The sequence below is a fragment of the Streptomyces africanus genome, from assembly GCF_002150735.1.
Classification (GTDB): domain Bacteria; phylum Actinomycetota; class Actinomycetes; order Streptomycetales; family Streptomycetaceae; genus Streptomyces; species Streptomyces africanus.
In genome coordinates this window covers 67,247-83,587 of sequence record NZ_MUKA01000038.1, presented here as the reverse complement: position 1 = coordinate 83,587, position 16,341 = coordinate 67,247, and the positions used below count along the sequence as shown (strand labels likewise).

The window sequence follows — 16,341 nt, the reverse complement described above, 5'->3', positions numbered from 1 at the left end:
CGACGTTCGCCGCAGCGCGCGTGGTGGGCTGGAGCGCCAACATCCTGGAACAGGCGGAGGACACGAAGATCATCAGGCCGGTGGCGCGCTATGTGGGGCCGGCCCCGCAAGTGAGTGGGGGTGTCTGAGTGCCTGCCGCACGTCACGGTGGATTGCGTGTTCCGTGCGCCTGAGCTTCGCGGATGACCTGCTCGAAGATACGGAAGAGCCGACCCTCGTGGCTGTCTGGCGAAAGGCCCTCCTTCGCGCCACGAGAGGCCTCCCAGTAGCGGTGGAACAAGGGACTCTGGAGAAGAGTGCGAGCGTACTCGAGCAACTCCTCTTCCGTTACGTCTCCCCATTCGTAGAAGAGTAAGTAATGGCCGAAAGTGAGATTGGCGAACAAGTGCTGGCGGACTACCTCGTGTGGTTCGCCAGGATAGTCGTTCCACACGCTCGCCAGCGTGGGGTCGGCCATTGCCATCTGAGTCAATTGGACGTGCAGAGCCCGCAGGTCGGATCTTGCGCTGCGTCGTAGTTCTTCGCGGGAGGAGATGAGTTCCTGGCGCTGCAGGGACAGCTCCTGACGCTGCAAGCGTAATTCTCGCTGTTGGAACAGCAGCGTGATCACAAGCAGCAGCAGAGCCAGCCCCGAGAAGACCGCGCTGACGCCGCCGAAGTAGTCGCCGATGGCGCTGCGTTCTATCGCGGCCTGGCGTCCGCCGTTGGTGTCCTCGACACCGTTCAGGAGCCAGCCGCTGATCACGATGGAAGCCGCACCGACGAGTGCCGCTCCGGCGAGGCTTGCCGCCCCCCACAGGCATGTCCGTAAGAGGGAACGTCTGAAGCGCCGGTGATCCATCCACCCTCCCGACATCTGCGTGATACTTCCCCGTCGGGGGAGCGGGAAACCGGTTCTGCCCGTGTGGCGACCGCCTGCGCGTCAGGGATACGCGCAGGCGGTCGCTGTCCGGCCGGCAGCGACTGGGCCGGAGGCCTCGCTCGAGTGCGGATCAGGCGTCCGGGATGTCCGCCTTGGCTCGGACGAGGGTTTCCCGGGTGATGATGACGATCCTCTCGTAGTCGGCCCGCGAGGCGTCCGCTGGAAGCTCGTCCTCCAACTCGGCGGTGGCTTCCGTCCCGATGACGGCGAAGTTTCCGTCAGTCAATTCGAAGAGGTCGGGGCAATTTGCGCCGGAGATGCTTCCGCGTTCACGCGGGGGGACACCGATCCGACGGAAAATGTGCGTCACTGGTGATCCTTAAGTGCATGGCAGGGCACGCGAACACTGAAACCGACGAGCCCTTTTCTATGCGGCGCCGGCAGCTCGGTGGAGCGAACGACGCTTGTCGAACCGCTCGCAACCGAGGGCAGAGTCAACCTTGTTAAGACCGCCGGTCGGCACACTATTGCGGTTTCGTTATCAACCGCTGGTCTGGTCATGCGGAGGACGGAGGCGTCGTTGACGGCACGACGTCAATCCGGCGCCTCGCCTACAACCCACCACTCGTCCGTGTCAGCCTCTTCCAGCTGCTCGAGCAGATCGTCGACCACGCATCCGAGCTCCGCCTCCTCGGAGGAGCCGACGAGGGTGGCCCGATGCGGTCGGGAGGCGTTCCAGTACTCCCTGAAGACGGGGTTACGGAGCATGCTCCGGGCGAAGCCGAAGAACTCCTCCCGGCTCATGTTGCCCATGCGGTGATAGGCCAGGGTGTTCGTGTACAGGGCGTGGGCGAAGAGGAACTGGCGCTGCTTCCTGGGCGAGACGGCGTCCAGCACCTCGGCCAGCTCCGGACCGTCGATCGCCTTGCTCAGCATCTCCCAGTGCAGACGCTGCTCTTGAGAGCCGGTGTGGCTCTGCCACTGAGCGGCCAGGGCGACGGCGGCGCCCACCGCCCGGCCGATCTCCGCCGAGACCATGGCACCCAGCCCCCGAAACCTCAAATTCCGTGTGCCCATGTCAACCCCCGATTCAGGCGGACGTCCGCCGGTCGTCGGTATGCGGGTCGACTGGAGGGGACCGGCTTGCGGTGGGCGGCGCTTGCCGTCTCCCAGAGTGCCGAGCGGCTCTGATCGGCGGGGAGGCGGAGAGGAGGCGCACGGAGGGAAGCGAGGGTCGCACAAACCGGCGCCATGCCCAACGTCTGCCCCGCGAGTGCTGCTAACAATCGTTCACTTCGCCGCGATTCCCACGGCTCGTATCCTGGGGCGGCATCCCATCCTCGTACGTGTGCCGGGAACGCGAGCCGGTGCACGCGTCGGCGTGAGAGAGGTCGCACGGTGAGCCTGCCGAGCCCGGAACCGCAGCAGATCCCGGTCGTCGTCCTGGCCGGATTCCTCGGCTCGGGGAAGACCACACTGCTCAACCACCTCCTCCATCGCAGCGGCGGCAGCCGTATCGGCGCCATCGTCAACGACTTCGGGGCCATCGAGATCGACGCGATGGCCGTGGCGGGAGCGCTCGGCGACTCGACGGTCTCGCTCGGCAACGGCTGTCTGTGCTGTGCCGTCGACGCGAGCGAGCTGGACCAGTACCTGGAACGGCTCGCGGAACCCTCCCTCGGCATCGACGTCATCGTCATCGAGGCGAGCGGGCTGGCCGAGCCGCAGGAACTCGTGCGGATGGTGCTCGCCAGCGAGCACCCGGGGATCGTGTACGGCGGGCTCGTCGAGGTCGTCGACGCCGCCGAGTTCGACGACACCCGGTCCAGGCATCCCGAGATCGACCGGCATCTCGCGCTGGCCGATCTCGTCGTGGTCAACAAGCTCGACCGGGCGGCGGACAGCGAACGCGTCCTCGGACTGGTCCGCTCCCTCGTCGACCGCGCCGCCGTCGTCCCGGCCTCCTACGGCCGGATCGACCCCGAGTTCCTCTTCGACTGCCGGCCCAGCGAGGAACGCATCGGGCAGCTGTCCTTCGACGACCTGCACGAGCACGGCGCCGACGACCACGCCGAGCACCTGCACAGCGCCTACGACAGCCTGTCGTTCGTCTCGCGGGAGCCCCTCGACCCGCGCCGGCTCATGGAGTTCCTCGACAGCCGGCCCGAGGGGCTGTACCGGATCAAGGGCTATGTCGACTTCGGGCCGTACGACGTCCACAACCGGTACGCCGTCCATGCCGTCGGACGGTTCCTGCGCTTCTACCCGGAGCCCTGGCCGGCCGGCGGCGAACGCCTCACCCAGCTGGTGCTCATCGGCTCCGGCATCGATGCCCCCGCCCTCGACAAGGAACTCGGCGCGTGCAGGAGCGACGCCCCGCACGCCGACGAGCGCGGCATGTGGGGCGTCCTCAGGTACGTACAGAACCCGGAGGAGGACCCGGCAGAGCAAGATCTGCCTGAGCCCTCCGCCGGAGGGCTCTAGACCGGCCCCGCCACCACCGCCACCGTCTTCGCCAGGGACACACCCGAGCCGTCACGCCGCGGGTCCATCTCGGGGAGGTCGGCCGGGGTGCCGTTCTTCTGCGCCGCGAGCGCCGGGGCCGGGCCCGCCCAGGCCAGGGACAGGCAGTCCTCGCCCTTCAGGAACCGCTGGCAGCGGACGCCGCCGGTGGCGCGGCCCTTGCGCGGGTACTGGTCGAACGGGGTCAGCTTGGCCGTCGTCTGCACGGAGTCGTCCAGCGTGCCCCGAGAGCCGGCGACGGTGAAGACCACGGCGTCCACGGCCGGGTCCACCGCCGTGAAGGAGATGACCTTCGCGCCCTCGGAGAGCTTGATGCCGGCCACGCCGCCCGCCGGGCGGCCCTGCGGGCGGACCTGGGACGCCTGGAAGCGCAGCAACTGGGCGTCGTCGGTGATGAAGACCAGGTCCTCCTCGCCGGTGCGCAGCTCGACCGCGCCGACGATCCGGTCACCCTCCTTGAGGGTGATCACCTCCAGCTCCTCCTTGTGGGACGGATAGTCCGGCACCACGCGCTTGACCACGCCCTGTGCCGTGCCGAGCGCCAGGCCCGGCGACGACTCGTCGAGCGTCGTCAGGCAGACCACCGTCTCGTCGTCCTCCAGGGAGACGAACTCCGCCAGCGGGGCGCCTCCCGCGAGGTTCGGTGTCGCCATCGACTCCGGGAGCTGGGGCAGGTCGATGACGTTCAGCCGCAGCAGCCGGCCCGCCGAGGTGACCGCCCCCACCTCGCCGCGGGCGGTGGCGGGCACCGCCGAGACGATCACGTCGTGCTTCACGCGCTTGGCGCCGGCGTCCTCCGGGAACGGCTCCCCGTTCGCCGTGCGGGCCAGCAGACCCGTCGAGGACAGCAGCACCCGGCACGGGTCGTCGGCCACCTGGAGCGGCACCGTGGCGACCGTGGCACCACCGGACTCGAGCAGGACCGTCCGCCGGTCGGTGCCGAACTTCTTGGCGACCGTGGCCAGTTCGGTGGAGACCAGCTTGCGCAGTTCCGTGTCCGAGTCGAGGATCCGGGTCAGTTCCTCGATCTCCGCGTTGAGCCGGTCCTTCTCCGCCTCCAGCTCGATGCGGTCGTACTTGGTCAGACGGCGCAGCGGCGTGTCGAGGATGTACTGCGTCTGCACCTCGCTGAGCGAGAACTGCTCCATCAGGCGCTGCTTCGCCTGCGCGGAGTTCTCGCTGGAGCGGATGACACGGATGACCTCGTCGATGTCCAGCAGGGCCGTCAGCAGACCCTCGACCAGGTGCAGCCGGTCGCGCTTCTTGCCGCGGCGGAACTCCGAACGCCGCCGCACGACGGTGAACCGGTGGTCGAGATAGACCTCCAGCAGCTCCTTCAGACCCAGCGTGAGCGGCTGGCCGTCGACCAGGGCGACGTTGTTGATGCCGAAGGACTCCTCCATCGGCGTCAGCTTGTACAGCTGCTCCAGGACCGCCTCCGGCACGAAGCCGTTCTTGATCTCGATGACCAGGCGCAGACCGTGCTCGCGGTCGGTGAGGTCCTTGACGTCGGCGATGCCCTGGAGCTTCTTCGAGCCCACCAGGTCCTTGATCTTGGCGATCACCTTCTCCGGGCCGACCGTGAAGGGCAGCTCGGTGACCACGAGGCCCTTGCGGCGGGCCGTCACGGGTTCCACGGCCACCGTGGCGCGCATCTTGAACGAGCCGCGGCCCGTCTCGTACGCGTCCCGGATGCCGGACAGGCCGACGATGCGGCCGCCGGTGGGCAGGTCGGGGCCCGGGACGTGCTTCATCAGGGCGTCGAGATCGGCGTTCGGGTACCTGATCAGGTGGCGGGCGGCGGCGATCACCTCGCGCAGGTTGTGCGGCGGCATGTTCGTGGCCATACCGACCGCGATGCCCGAGGCGCCGTTGACCAGGAGGTTCGGGAAGGCGGCGGGCAACGCCACCGGTTCCCGCTCCTGGCCGTCGTAGTTCGGGTTGAAGTCGACGGTGTCCTCTTCGATGGACTCCGTCATCAGGCTCGTCGCCTCGGCCATCCGGCACTCGGTGTACCGCATGGCGGCCGGCGGGTCGTCGTTGCCCAGCGAGCCGAAGTTGCCGTGGCCGTCGACCAGGGGGACACGCATCGAGAAGGGCTGGGCCATGCGCACGAGGGCGTCGTAGATCGACGCGTCGCCGTGCGGGTGCAGCTTGCCCATCACCTCGCCGACGACACGGGCGCACTTGACGTACCCGCGCTCGGGGCGCAGGCCCATCTCGTTCATCTGGTAGACGATGCGGCGGTGCACCGGCTTGAGGCCGTCGCGCGCGTCGGGCAGGGCGCGGGAGTAGATGACCGAGTACGCGTACTCGAGGAAGGAGCCCTGCATCTCGTCGACGACGTCGATGTCGAGGATTCTCTCCTCGTACGAGTCGTCGGGCGGCGGGGTCTTCGTGCTGCGGCGGGCCATCGCTGCCGGCTCCTTGCTGAAGCGTTGAACGAGATCTGACGCCGACCATTGTGGACCGCCGCACTGACAACCGGGACCAGGGCCCGGCCCTCGGGCCGCCCGGCGGGGGTTGGCAGGCGCGCCGAGGGCGCCGTTCGCCGGGTCCGGGCGGGGGAACCGGACGCTGCCGGAGGACTGCCGTGCACCGGCCGGTCCGAGGTTTCCCGACGGTCTTCCGCCGGCCCCGGGCCGGGCACGCCGTCACCCCCGCACACGGCCCGCGGACGCTTCCCCCTCTCGCTCTGCGCGTACGCCCCCCGGGAACTTCACCAGGGCCCCGCACGCTTGCATACAGTGGCAGGACTCGCCAGGAAAACCGCGGTTTGATCGACCGCGCCGCGATCGAAGGGACGTACATGCCCATGGGTCACACGGCCACAGCCCAGGCAGGCTCCGGGGGCCTGACAGCGACCGAGCACCGCCTGGCCAACGGCCTGCGCGTGGTGCTCTCCGAGGACCACCTGACCCCGGTCGCGGCGGTGTGCCTCTGGTACGACGTCGGCTCGCGCCACGAAGTCAAGGGGCGTACCGGCCTGGCTCACCTTTTCGAGCACCTGATGTTCCAGGGTTCCGCCCAGGTCAAGGGCAACGGCCACTTCGAGCTCGTCCAGGGCGCGGGCGGCTCGCTGAACGGCACCACCAGCTTCGAGCGCACCAACTACTTCGAGACCATGCCCGCCCACCAGCTGGAGCTCGCCCTCTGGCTGGAGGCCGACCGCATGGGCTCCCTGCTGGCGGCGCTCGACGACGAGTCGATGGAGAACCAGCGCGACGTCGTCAAGAACGAGCGCCGGCAGCGCTACGACAACGTCCCCTACGGCACCGCCTTCGAGAAGCTGACCGCCCTCGCCTACCCGGAGGGCCACCCCTACCACCACACGCCGATCGGCTCGATGGCCGACCTGGACGCGGCCACCCTGGAGGACGCGCGCGCGTTCTTCCGCACCTACTACGCGCCGAACAACGCCGTGCTCTCCGTCGTCGGTGACATCGACCCGGAGCAGACCCTGGCCTGGATCGAGAAGTACTTCGGCTCCATCCCCGGGCACGACGGCAAGCCCGCGCCCCGGGACGGCACACTGCCGGAGATCATCGGCGAGCAGCTGCGCGAGGTCGTCGAGGAGGAGGTTCCGGCGCGCGCCCTGATGGCCGCCTACCGGCTGCCGCAGGACGGTACGCGCGCGTGCGACGCGGCCGACCTGGCCCTCACCGTCCTCGGCGGCGGCGAGTCCTCCCGCCTGTACAACCGTCTCGTGCGGCGGGACCGTACGGCCGTGGCGGCCGGCTTCGGCCTGCTGCGGCTCGCCGGGGCGCCCTCCCTGGGGTGGCTGGACGTGAAGACGTCCGGTGACGTGGAGGTCCCGGTCATCGAGTCCGCCATCGACGAGGAGCTCGCCCGGTTCGCCGAGGAGGGGCCCACGGCCGAGGAGATGGAGCGCGCCCAGGCCCAGCTGGAGCGCGAGTGGCTGGACCGGCTCGGCACGGTCGCCGGCCGCGCCGACGAACTGTGCCGGTACGCCGTCCTGTTCGGCGACCCGCAGCTCGCCCTGACCGCCGTACAGCGCGTGCTGGAGGTGACGGCCGAGGAGGTCCAGGAGGTCGCCAAGGCCCGCCTGCGGCCCGACAACCGCGCGGTGCTCGTCTACGAGCCCGTCGCCGACGAGACGGGCGACGCGGAGACCGCCGAGGACGCCGACACCACCGAGGACACCGCAGCCGCGGCCCTGAACGAGAACGAGGAGGCGGCCAAGTGACCGAGCTCGCCACGATGGACTTCCACCCCCAGCCGCAGGCGGGCGAGGCCAAGCCGTGGGCCTTCCCGGCCCCCGAGCGCGGCACGCTCGGCAACGGCCTGACGGTCCTGCGCTGCCACCGCCCCGGCCAGCAGGTCGTCGCCGTGGAGGTGCTGCTGGACGCCCCCCTGGACGCCGAGCCGGCCGGCCTCGACGGCGTGGCCACGATCATGGCCCGGGCCTTCTCCGAGGGCACCGACAAGCACTCCGCCGAGGACTTCGCCGCCGAGCTGGAGCGCGCCGGCGCCACCCTCGACGCGCACGCCGACCACCCCGGCGTGCGGCTCAGCCTGGAGGTGCCGGCCTCCCGGCTCGCCAAGGGGCTCGGCCTGATCGCCGACGCCCTGAGGGCCCCCGCGCTCGCGGACAGCGAGGTCGAGCGGCTGGTCCGCAACCGCCTCGACGAGATCCCGCACGAGCTGGCCAACCCCGCCCGCCGTGCCGCCAAGGAGCTCTCCAAGGAGCTGTTCCCCGCGGACTCGCGCATGTCCCGGCCCCGCCAGGGCACCGAGGAGACGGTCGCCGCGATCGACTCCGCGGCCGTACGCGCCTTCTACAAGAGGCACGTCAGGCCCGCCACGGCCACCGTCGTGGTCGTCGGCGACCTCACCGGCATCGACCTCGACGCCCTGCTCGGTGACACCCTGGGCGCCTGGACCGGCTCCGCGGCCGAGCCGCGCCCGGTGCCGCCGGTGACCGCCGACGACACGGGCCGGGTCGTCATCGTGGACCGCCCCGGCGCCGTCCAGACGCAGCTGCTGATCGGCCGGATCGGCCCGGACCGGCACGACCGCGTGTGGCCCGCGCAGGTGCTCGGCACGTACTGCCTCGGCGGCACCCTCACCTCCCGCCTGGACCGCGTGCTGCGCGAGGAGAAGGGCTACACCTACGGGGTGCGGGCCTTCGGCCAGGTCCTCAGGTCCGCCCCGGACGGGACCGGTGCCGCGATGCTCGCCATCAGCGGCTCGGTGGACACGCCCAACACCGGCCCCGCCCTCCAGGACCTCTGGACGGTGCTGCGCACGCTCGCCGCCGAGGGGCTGACCGACGCCGAGCGGGACGTCGCCGTGCAGAACCTGGTCGGTGTGGCGCCGCTGAAGTACGAGACGGCGGCGGCCGTCGCGAGCACGCTGGCCGACCAGGTCGAGCAGCACCTGCCCGACGACTTCCAGGCCACGCTGTACCGGCAGCTCGCCGCGACCGGCACCGTGGAGGCCACCGCGGCGGCCGTCAGCGCCTTCCCGGTGGACCGTCTGGTGACGGTGCTCGTCGGTGACGCGGCGCAGATCAGGGGCCCGGTCGAGGCCCTGGGCATCGGCGAAGTCGCGGTCGTCGCCGCCGAGTAGGGGCACGCGCGCGTAGGGGCCCTGGTTGTCTTCTAAGGCACCAGGGCTCCTTTATGCCCGAATTGGTGTGGAGGTTGCGTGTCTGCCCTGTGGGATGCGCTACAAAAACCCGGATCCGTTTGGGAATTGAAAGTGGACCCGCTTAGGTTCGTCCGGGCTGTTCGTCAGGCAGTGCGCCGCACCCGCGGCACCGGACAGTCATCGCCGAGTCCCCGTACGGCGCGAGCCAGGGGAGCCGGGGACCCACCGCAGTCCCTGGGGTGAATCGGACGCCCGCGCGAGCCGCGAGGGGGTCCGTAGGAGACCTTCCTGCTCCGAACCCGTCAGCTAACCCGGTAGGCGAGAAGGAAGGAAAGGACCAGGCACTCCATGGCGTTCACCCGCGCCACCGGGAAGCATCGTCGTCCCAGCCGCGTGCAGCGCGGCACGGCCCGCGCGGCGGGCGTCGCGGCTCTCGCCACCACCGGTGTCATCGGCACCGTGGCCGCCCCGGCCTTCGCCGCCGAGCCCTCCGTCGAGCAGACCGGCCTCACCCCCGTCGTCACCATGGGCGACACCGTGGCCCAGCAGATCGACGCCCAGGCCGCCGCCCAGAAGCAGGCCGCCGAGGAGGCTGCCGCCAAGAAGAAGGCCGAGGAGGCCGCCCGCGAGCGGGCCGCCGAGGCGGCCAAGGAGGCCAAGGAGGCAGCCGAGAAGGCCCGCGAGGCCAAGGAGCGCGCCGCCCGCGAGGCCAAGGAGCGCGCCGCCCGCGAGGCCGAGCGCAAGCGCCTCAACACCTTCGTGCCCCCGATCTCCGGCTCGTACGTCTCCACCGGCTACCAGGCCAGCAGCGGCCTGTGGTCCTCCGGCAGCCACACCGGTGTCGACTTCCACGCCGCCAGCGGCACCTCCGTCCACGCGGTCGGCATGGGCGAGGTCGTCGAGGCCGGCTGGGGCGGTTCCTACGGCAACCAGATCGTGATCAAGATGAACGACGGCACGTACACCCAGTACGGCCACCTGTCGTCCATCGGCGTCTCGGTGGGCCAGAAGGTCACCCCCGGCCAGCAGATCGGCCTGTCGGGCGCGACCGGCAACGTCACCGGCCCGCACCTGCACTTCGAGGCCCGGACGAGCCCCGAGTACGGCTCCGACATGGACCCCGTCGCCTACCTCCGCTCGCACGGCGTGAGCGTCTGACGGCGCACCACTCCGCTTCCCCGAGGCCCCGGCTCCCCGAGCCGGGGCTTTCGGCGTTTGTGACGCCCGGCTGTCCAAAAAATATCCATGGATTCCGGTCCCCCGTCGGAAATTCCGGCTCATTGCAATAGAGTCACGGAACACGTGTCACTCGTCGACGTTTCACGGGGATTAAACGGAGGTCGGTCATGCGCATTCCGGCGCACTCGGTGTGCACGGCCATCCGGGACGACATCGTCGCGGGTGTCTACGAACGCGGCGGCCGGCTGACCGAGGAACTCCTCGCCCGCCGCTACGGCGTCTCGCGCGTCCCCGTCCGGGAGGCCCTGCGCACCCTGGAGGCCGAGGGTTTCGTGGTGACCCGGCGGCACGCGGGCGCGTGCGTCGCCGAACCCACCGAGCAGGAGGCCGCCGACCTGCTGGAGATGCGGCTGCTGCTGGAGCCGCTCGGCGCGGCCCGCGCGGCCCAGCGCCGCACCGAGGCCCATCTGAAGGTCCTGCGCGGCCTGGTCAGGCTCGGCCAGGAGCGCGCCCGCCGGGGCAACAGCGACGACCTGCGCTCCCTGGGCGGCTGGTTCCACGAGACGCTCGCACAGGCCTCCGGCAGCCCCGCGCTGACCTCGATGCTCACCCAGCTCCGCCACAAGATCGCCTGGATGTACACCGTCGAGGCGCCGGCCGGGCCCGTGGAGTCCTGGACCGAGCACGGTGCGATCGTGGACGCGGTGGCGCGCGGGGACAGCGAGCGCGCGCGGGCGGTCACGGCGCTGCACACCGAGCGCGCGACGGCCGCGCACCGGCTGCGTTTCGGCTCCGCCGGGGAGCGGGCCGAGCGTGTGAGGAACTCGCAACATCCCGTAAACACGGCGAGCCTGCGGCATTAACACAAGAGCCGTATACAAAGAGCCAGGTAATTCGCGGGGGATTATTTCTGCTGCCCGTCAACGGAAAATCAACGACCCGCGATCAGGAATGGCGAAGGGCCCGCCCGATGAATTCGGACGAGCCCTTCAGGATGTGCACTCAGACGGTCTCGGGCAGTTCCTCGAGGCCCTCGGAGACCAGCTTCGCCAGCCGGTCCAGGGCGGCGTCCGCACCCTCGGCGTCGGAGGCGAGGACGATCTCCTCGCCACCCTGGGCACCGAGGCCGAGGACGGCCAGCATGGAGGCCGCGTTGACGGGGTTGCCGTCTGCCTTGGCGATCGTCACCGGGACGCCTGCGGCCGTGGCGGCTCGGACGAAGATGGAGGCGGGGCGGGCGTGGAGGCCCTCGGCCCAGCCGACGTTGACGCGGCGCTCAGCCATGTGTTGCTGCCCTTCGGTTTTCAGGGTTGTCTAGACCAGTTTCCCATACGTGAAGCTGCCGGAGCGGTCCTGATGCACCGCCCCGGGTGCCGTCGGATCGCGGCCTCGACCCGACTGACGCCCTCCACAGACTGCCTCGCGCCGTTGTCAGACGCCAGACGTACTCTGGGGCCCATGCAGACCTCGCCGGACCGGCACGAGTATCCCGCCCACTGGGAAGCCGACGTGGTGCTGCGCGACGGTGGCACCGCGCGCATCCGGCCCATCACCGTTGATGACGCCGAGCGCCTGGTCAGCTTCTACGAGCAGGTCTCCGACGAGTCGAAGTACTACCGCTTCTTCGCGCCGTACCCTCGCCTGTCCGCCAAGGACGTCCACCGCTTCACGCACCACGACTTTGTGGACCGGGTGGGACTCGCGGCCACAGTCGGCGGCGAGTTCATCGCCACCGTACGCTACGACCGGATCGGCGCGGACGGAACGCCCGCGTCCGCACCCGCCGACGAGGCCGAGGTCGCCTTCCTCGTGCAGGACGCCCACCAGGGCCGGGGCGTCGCCTCCGCTCTCCTCGAACACATCGCCGCCGTCGCCCGCGAGCGCGGCATCCGCCGCTTCGCCGCCGAGGTGCTGCCCGCCAACAACAAGATGATCAAGGTGTTCACGGACGCCGGGTACACCCAGAAGCGCAGCTTCGAGGACGGCGTCGTCCGTCTGGAGTTCGACCTCGAACCCACCGACCGCTCCCTCGCCGTCCAGTACGCGCGCGAGCACCGCGCCGAAGCCCGGTCCGTGCAGCGGCTGCTCGCGCCCGGCTCGGTCGCCGTCATCGGAGCGGGGCGTACCCCGGGCGGCGTCGGCCGCAGCGTCCTCGGCAACATCCGCGACGCCGGGTACACCGGTCGCCTCTACGCCGTGAACAGGGCACTGCCCGAGGGTCAGAAGGAGCTCGACGGGGTCCCCGCCCACCGCTCGGTGCGGGACATCGACGGCCCCGTGGACCTCGCGGTCGTCGCCGTGCCGGCCGAACACGTGCCCGAGGTCGTCACCGAGTGCGGCGAACACGGCGTGCAGGGGCTGGTCGTGGTCTCCGCCGGATACGCCGAGAGCGGCACCGAGGGGCGCGAACGCCAGCGCGCGCTCGTGCGGCAGGCGCGCACCTACGGCATGCGGATCATCGGCCCGAACGCCTTCGGCATCATCAACACCTCCCCGCGGGTACGGCTCAACGCCTCCCTCGCGCCCGAGACGCCGCGTCCGGGCCGGATCGGCCTGTTCGCCCAGTCCGGCGCCATCGGCATCGCCCTGCTGTCCCGGCTGCACCGGCGCGGCGGCGGCGTCACGGGCGTGACCGGCGTCTCCACGTTCGTCTCCTCCGGCAACCGGGCCGACGTCTCCGGCAACGACGTCCTCCAGTACTGGTACGAGGACCCCGACACCGACGTCGTCCTCATGTACCTGGAGTCCATCGGCAACCCGCGCAAGTTCACCCGCCTCGCCCGCCGCACGGCCGCGGCGAAGCCACTGGTCGTCGTCCAGGGCGCCCGGCACGCGGCCGCGCCCCAGGGGCACGCCGTAAGGGCGACCCGGCTGCCGCACGCGACGGTCTCCGCGCTGCTGCGGCAGGCCGGCGTCATCCGGGTCGACACGATCACCGAGCTGGTGGACGCCGGGCTGCTGCTCGCCCGCCAGCCGCTGCCGGCCGGTCCCCGGGTGGCGATCCTCGGCAACTCCGAGTCGCTCGGCCTGCTCACCTACGACGCGTGCCTCGCCGAGGGGCTGCGGCCGCACCCCCCGCAGGACCTGACCACGGCCGCGTCCGCCGCGGACTTCCACGCGGCCCTGTCGCGGGCGCTGGCCGACGACCGGTGCGACGCGGTGGTCGTCACCGCCATACCGGCGGTAGGGGAGGGCTCGGTCGCGGACGCCGCCCTCGCCGACGCGCTGCGCTGCGCGGTGGCCGCCGCCCCGGCCAAGCCGGTCCTGGTGGTGCACGTGGAGCTGGGCGGCCTGGCGGAGGCCCTGTCGGCGGCGGCGAGCACGGCACCGCAGACCGAGGCGGACAGTCCTCCGCACATCGCCCCTCGCCCGGAATCCACGGAAGACCGGCTCCCCACCGCCGAGGCTCCCGAAGGCGAGCACCTCATCCCCGCCTACCCCGCCGCCGAGCGCGCCGTCCGCGCCCTCGGGCAGGCCGTCACCTACGCGCAGTGGCGGCGCGACGCCGCCGACCCCGGCAAGGTGCCCGAGTACGAGGACATCGACGTAAAGGGCGCCGCCACGCTGATCGACGGGCTCCTCGCGCGCGGGCAGGGACTCACGCTCGGCGCGGACGAGACCTGCGACCTGCTCGGCGACTACGGCATCCACGTCCACCGCGCCCTGCCCGCCCCGACGCCCGACGCCGCCGTCGAGGCCGCCCGCGCCCTCGGCTACCCCGTCGCCCTCAAGGCCACCGCCCCGCACCTGCGGCACCGCGCCGACCTGGGCGGCGTACGCCTCGACCTCGCGGACGAGGACCAACTGCTCCGGTCGTACACCGAGTTGACCGAGCTGTTCGGAGCACCGGAGGAGCTGCGCCCCGTCGTGCAGCGGATGGCGCCGCGCGGCGTGGACGTCGTCGTACGGGCCGTCATCGACCCCGCGGCCGGAGCCGTGCTCTCCTTCGGACTCGCCGGGGCCGCCTCGCAGCTGCTCGGGGACACGGCCCACCGGCTGATCCCGGTCACCGACAAGGAGGCGACCTCGCTGGTGCGCTCGATCCGCACCGCACCCCTGCTGTTCGGCTGGCGCGGCTCCGCACCGGCCGACACCCGCGCCCTGGAGGAGCTGCTGCTGCGGGTGTCCCGGCTGGTCGACGACCATCCCGAGGTCGTCGCGGTCACCCTGGAGCCGGTCGTCGTCGCCTCGCACGGCCTGAGCGTCCTGGGCGCTTCCGTCCGCCTCGCGCCACCGCCCGCCCGCGACGACCTCGGCCCGCGGACCCTGCCCGCGTACTGACCGGGGGCGAGCGGTGCCTCGCAGTCAGTGGTCCCCCGTAGGATGGGCGTCATGGCCAAGACCAGTACGACGACCCAGGGGCTGCGGGCGGCGATCGAGCGCAGCGGCTACTACCCGGCCCTCGTGGCCGAGGCGGTGGAGGCCGCCGTGGGCGGCGAGCCCATCCGGTCGTACCTGGTCCACCAGGAGACGACGTTCGACCAGAACGAGGTACGGCGGCATGTGACGGTGCTCGTCCTCACGGACCACCGCTTCATCGTCAGCCACACCGACGAACAGGCCGCCGACAGCACCTCCCCGACGCCGTACGCCACGACGTCGACGGAGTCCGTGAAGATGAGCCGGATCTCGTCGATCGTGGTCAGCCGCGTGGTCGCCAACCCGGAGTCGTACAAGCCGGGCACCCTGCCCCGTGAGGTCGTCCTCACCATCGGCTGGGGCGCCGTCTCCCGCATCGACCTGGAGCCGGCCGCCTGCGGCGACCCCAACTGCGAGGCGGACCACGGCTACACCGGCAACTCGACGGCGGACGACCTCAGTCTGCGCGTCAGCGAGGCGGGGGACGGACCGGAGACCGTGCGCCAGGCACTCGCCTTCGCGCAGGCGCTCTCCGAGGCGACCGCGGACACCGCTCGCTGATGGCACACCCCAAGACGGCCTGGGACCAGCATCCCGAACCGCTCACCGTCACCTCCGCACCGGCCCCCGAGTACGGCAGCGGCTCCCTCGCCGACCTGCTGCCCACGCTGGCCGCCGGCCTGGGCGTGCCGGGCATGAGCGCCGCGATCTCCGAGCTGACCCCCGCCGACCGGAACTGCGTGTTCCTGATCGACGGCCTCGGCTGGGAGCAGCTCAGGGCGCACCCCGAGGACGCCCCCTTCATGACGTCTCTGCTCGCCACCTCGCGCGGCGGCACCGGACGTCCGCTCACCGCCGGCTACCCGGCGACCACGGCCACCTCCCTCGCCTCGGTCGGCACCGGCCTGCCGCCCGGCGTGCACGGCCTGCCCGGCTACACCGTGCGCAACCCGGACACCGGCGAGCTGATGAACCAGCTGCGCTGGCAGCCGTGGGCCCCGCCCGGCCCCTGGCAGCCGTACCCGACGGTCTTCCAGCTGGCCCACGAGGCGGGCGTGCACGCCGCGCAGGTGTCGTCCCCGACCTTCGAGAACACCCCGCTGACCAGGGTCGCGCTCAGTGGCGGAACGTTCCTCGGGCGGCTGACCGGCGAGGACCGGATGGACCTGGCGGCCGAGCAACTGGCCGCGGGCGACCGCTCCCTGGTCTACACGTACTTCGCCGAGGTCGACGGCGCCGGCCACCGCTTCGGCGTCGACTCCGATACCTGGCGCGGCCAGCTCATGTACGCCGACCGCCTGGTCCAGCGCCTGGCCGAGCAACTGCCGCCGCGCAGCGCCCTCTACGTCACCGCCGACCACGGCATGATCGACGTGCCCTTCGACGAAGAGCACCGCATCGACTTCGACGAGGACTGGGAGCTGAGCGCCGGAGTCGCCCTGCTCGGCGGCGAGGGCCGCGCCCGGCACGTCTACGCGGTGCCCGGCGCCGCGAACGACGTCCTGACCTGCTGGCGCGAGGTGCTCGGCGAGCAGTTCTGGGTGGCCTCACGCGACGAGGCCATCGCGGCGGGCTGGTTCGGCCCGAAGATCGACGAACGGGTGTACGGCCGGATCGGCGACGTGGTCGCCGCCGCGCGCGACGACGTCCTGCTCATCGCCTCCGAGCGGGAGCCGAAGGAGTCGGCGATGGTCGGCAACCACGGTTCGATGACCCCCGCCGAGCAGTTGGTCCCGCTGCTCGAAGTACGCTCCTGAAGCCCCACCCCGTTCGCCCGACCCCTCTCGCCGAAAGGTGCTCAACTC

The 16,341-nt window shown here is 71.2% G+C and carries 14 protein-coding genes and 1 riboswitch; of the genes, 9 read left to right on the top strand and 5 right to left on the bottom strand.

Going from position 1 to position 16,341, the window contains the following annotated elements; genetic code table 11:
* Window positions 1–128 (top strand): citrate/2-methylcitrate synthase (locus CCL05_RS47110; RefSeq protein WP_143589817.1); only part of this gene is annotated, 128 nt, incomplete at its 5' end.
* A gap of 14 nt (window positions 129–142) precedes the next feature.
* Here CCL05_RS47110 and CCL05_RS06285 read toward each other — a convergent pair.
* The 3 genes from CCL05_RS06285 to CCL05_RS06275 form a co-directional block, all read right to left on the bottom strand.
* The gene (locus CCL05_RS06285; protein ID WP_244204191.1) at window positions 143–841 is read right to left on the bottom strand and encodes a DUF6082 family protein; all 699 of its coding nucleotides are present in this window, start codon (window positions 839–841) and stop codon (window positions 143–145) included.
* 151 nt (window positions 842–992) lie between these two features.
* Window positions 993–1,232, bottom strand: a complete 240-nt coding sequence (locus CCL05_RS06280; protein WP_167409520.1) for a hypothetical protein — start codon at window positions 1,230–1,232, stop codon at window positions 993–995.
* A gap of 224 nt (window positions 1,233–1,456) precedes the next feature.
* Entirely contained in the window at window positions 1,457–1,900 is a 444-nt protein-coding gene (locus CCL05_RS06275) for a DUF6082 family protein (protein ID WP_244204190.1), read from the bottom strand.
* Between the two features lie 360 nt (window positions 1,901–2,260).
* Between CCL05_RS06275 and CCL05_RS06270 the strand changes: the two genes are divergently transcribed.
* Window positions 2,261–3,346 carry a CobW family GTP-binding protein gene (locus CCL05_RS06270; RefSeq protein WP_086559473.1) on the top strand — a complete coding sequence of 362 codons (1,086 nt, stop codon included), beginning with the start codon at window positions 2,261–2,263 and terminating at the stop codon, window positions 3,344–3,346.
* Here CCL05_RS06270 and CCL05_RS06265 read toward each other — a convergent pair.
* Window positions 3,343–5,799 carry a DNA gyrase/topoisomerase IV subunit A gene (locus CCL05_RS06265; RefSeq protein WP_086559472.1) on the bottom strand — a complete coding sequence of 819 codons (2,457 nt, stop codon included), beginning with the start codon at window positions 5,797–5,799 and terminating at the stop codon, window positions 3,343–3,345. The two genes, CCL05_RS06270 and CCL05_RS06265, sit on opposite strands and share 4 nt — an antisense overlap.
* 395 nt (window positions 5,800–6,194) lie before the next feature.
* On the opposite strand from CCL05_RS06265, the gene CCL05_RS06260 reads away from it, so the two are divergent.
* From CCL05_RS06260 to CCL05_RS06245, 4 genes are all read left to right on the top strand, one after another.
* Window positions 6,195–7,592, top strand: a complete 1,398-nt coding sequence (locus CCL05_RS06260; protein ID WP_086559480.1) for a M16 family metallopeptidase — start codon at window positions 6,195–6,197, stop codon at window positions 7,590–7,592.
* Window positions 7,589–8,977 (top strand): M16 family metallopeptidase, encoded by a 1,389-nt coding sequence (locus tag CCL05_RS06255; RefSeq protein ID WP_086559471.1) that lies wholly within the window; start codon window positions 7,589–7,591, stop codon window positions 8,975–8,977. Before CCL05_RS06260 ends, CCL05_RS06255 begins: the two co-directional genes overlap by 4 nt.
* 192 nt (window positions 8,978–9,169) lie before the next feature.
* Window positions 9,170–9,333, top strand: a riboswitch (cyclic di-AMP (ydaO/yuaA leader).
* A gap of 13 nt (window positions 9,334–9,346) precedes the next feature.
* The gene (locus CCL05_RS06250; RefSeq protein ID WP_086559470.1) at window positions 9,347–10,156 is read left to right on the top strand and encodes a M23 family metallopeptidase; all 810 of its coding nucleotides are present in this window, start codon (window positions 9,347–9,349) and stop codon (window positions 10,154–10,156) included.
* Window positions 10,157–10,344: 188 nt separating this feature from the next.
* On the top strand, window positions 10,345–11,040 hold the full coding sequence (locus tag CCL05_RS06245) for a GntR family transcriptional regulator (protein WP_086559469.1): 696 nt from the start codon (window positions 10,345–10,347) through the stop codon (window positions 11,038–11,040).
* A 139-nt stretch (window positions 11,041–11,179) separates the two neighbouring features.
* On the opposite strand, the gene CCL05_RS06240 is transcribed toward CCL05_RS06245, so the two are convergent.
* Window positions 11,180–11,461, bottom strand: a complete 282-nt coding sequence (locus tag CCL05_RS06240; RefSeq protein WP_003993478.1) for an HPr family phosphocarrier protein — start codon at window positions 11,459–11,461, stop codon at window positions 11,180–11,182.
* 174 nt (window positions 11,462–11,635) lie between these two features.
* Between CCL05_RS06240 and CCL05_RS06230 the strand changes: the two genes are divergently transcribed.
* Genes CCL05_RS06230 through CCL05_RS06220 form a run of 3 tightly spaced genes read left to right on the top strand, consistent with a single transcriptional unit; the run spans window position 11,636 to window position 16,293 of the window.
* Entirely contained in the window at window positions 11,636–14,458 is a 2,823-nt protein-coding gene (locus tag CCL05_RS06230; RefSeq protein ID WP_086559468.1) for a bifunctional acetate--CoA ligase family protein/GNAT family N-acetyltransferase, read from the top strand.
* A 42-nt stretch (window positions 14,459–14,500) separates the two neighbouring features.
* Complete coding sequence (locus tag CCL05_RS06225; protein WP_020270574.1) at window positions 14,501–15,097, top strand: DUF5998 family protein; 597 nt, start codon at window positions 14,501–14,503, stop codon at window positions 15,095–15,097.
* The gene (locus CCL05_RS06220) at window positions 15,097–16,293 is read left to right on the top strand and encodes an alkaline phosphatase family protein (RefSeq protein WP_167409519.1); all 1,197 of its coding nucleotides are present in this window, start codon (window positions 15,097–15,099) and stop codon (window positions 16,291–16,293) included. Before CCL05_RS06225 ends, CCL05_RS06220 begins: the two co-directional genes overlap by 1 nt.
* The last annotated feature ends 48 nt before the right edge of the window (window positions 16,294–16,341 follow it).

What these genes read in the sequence shown, in the direction of transcription:
- CCL05_RS06245 (WP_086559469.1), top strand. Translation starts at nt 10,345, where the DNA reads ATGCGCATTCCGGCGCACTCGGTGTGCACGGCCATCCGGGACGACATC.
- CCL05_RS06260 (WP_086559480.1), top strand. Translation starts at nt 6,195, where the DNA reads ATGCCCATGGGTCACACGGCCACAGCCCAGGCAGGCTCCGGGGGCCTG.
- CCL05_RS06225 (WP_020270574.1), top strand. Translation starts at nt 14,501, where the DNA reads ATGGGCGTCATGGCCAAGACCAGTACGACGACCCAGGGGCTGCGGGCG.
- CCL05_RS06265 (WP_086559472.1), bottom strand. Translation starts at nt 5,799, where the DNA reads ATGGCCCGCCGCAGCACGAAGACCCCGCCGCCCGACGACTCGTACGAG.
- CCL05_RS06240 (WP_003993478.1), bottom strand. Translation starts at nt 11,461, where the DNA reads ATGGCTGAGCGCCGCGTCAACGTCGGCTGGGCCGAGGGCCTCCACGCC.
- CCL05_RS06220 (WP_167409519.1), top strand. Translation starts at nt 15,097, where the DNA reads ATGGCACACCCCAAGACGGCCTGGGACCAGCATCCCGAACCGCTCACC.
- CCL05_RS06250 (WP_086559470.1), top strand. Translation starts at nt 9,347, where the DNA reads ATGGCGTTCACCCGCGCCACCGGGAAGCATCGTCGTCCCAGCCGCGTG.
- CCL05_RS06275 (WP_244204190.1), bottom strand. Translation starts at nt 1,900, where the DNA reads ATGGTCTCGGCGGAGATCGGCCGGGCGGTGGGCGCCGCCGTCGCCCTG.
- CCL05_RS06285 (WP_244204191.1), bottom strand. Translation starts at nt 841, where the DNA reads ATGGATCACCGGCGCTTCAGACGTTCCCTCTTACGGACATGCCTGTGG.
- CCL05_RS06230 (WP_086559468.1), top strand. Translation starts at nt 11,636, where the DNA reads ATGCAGACCTCGCCGGACCGGCACGAGTATCCCGCCCACTGGGAAGCC.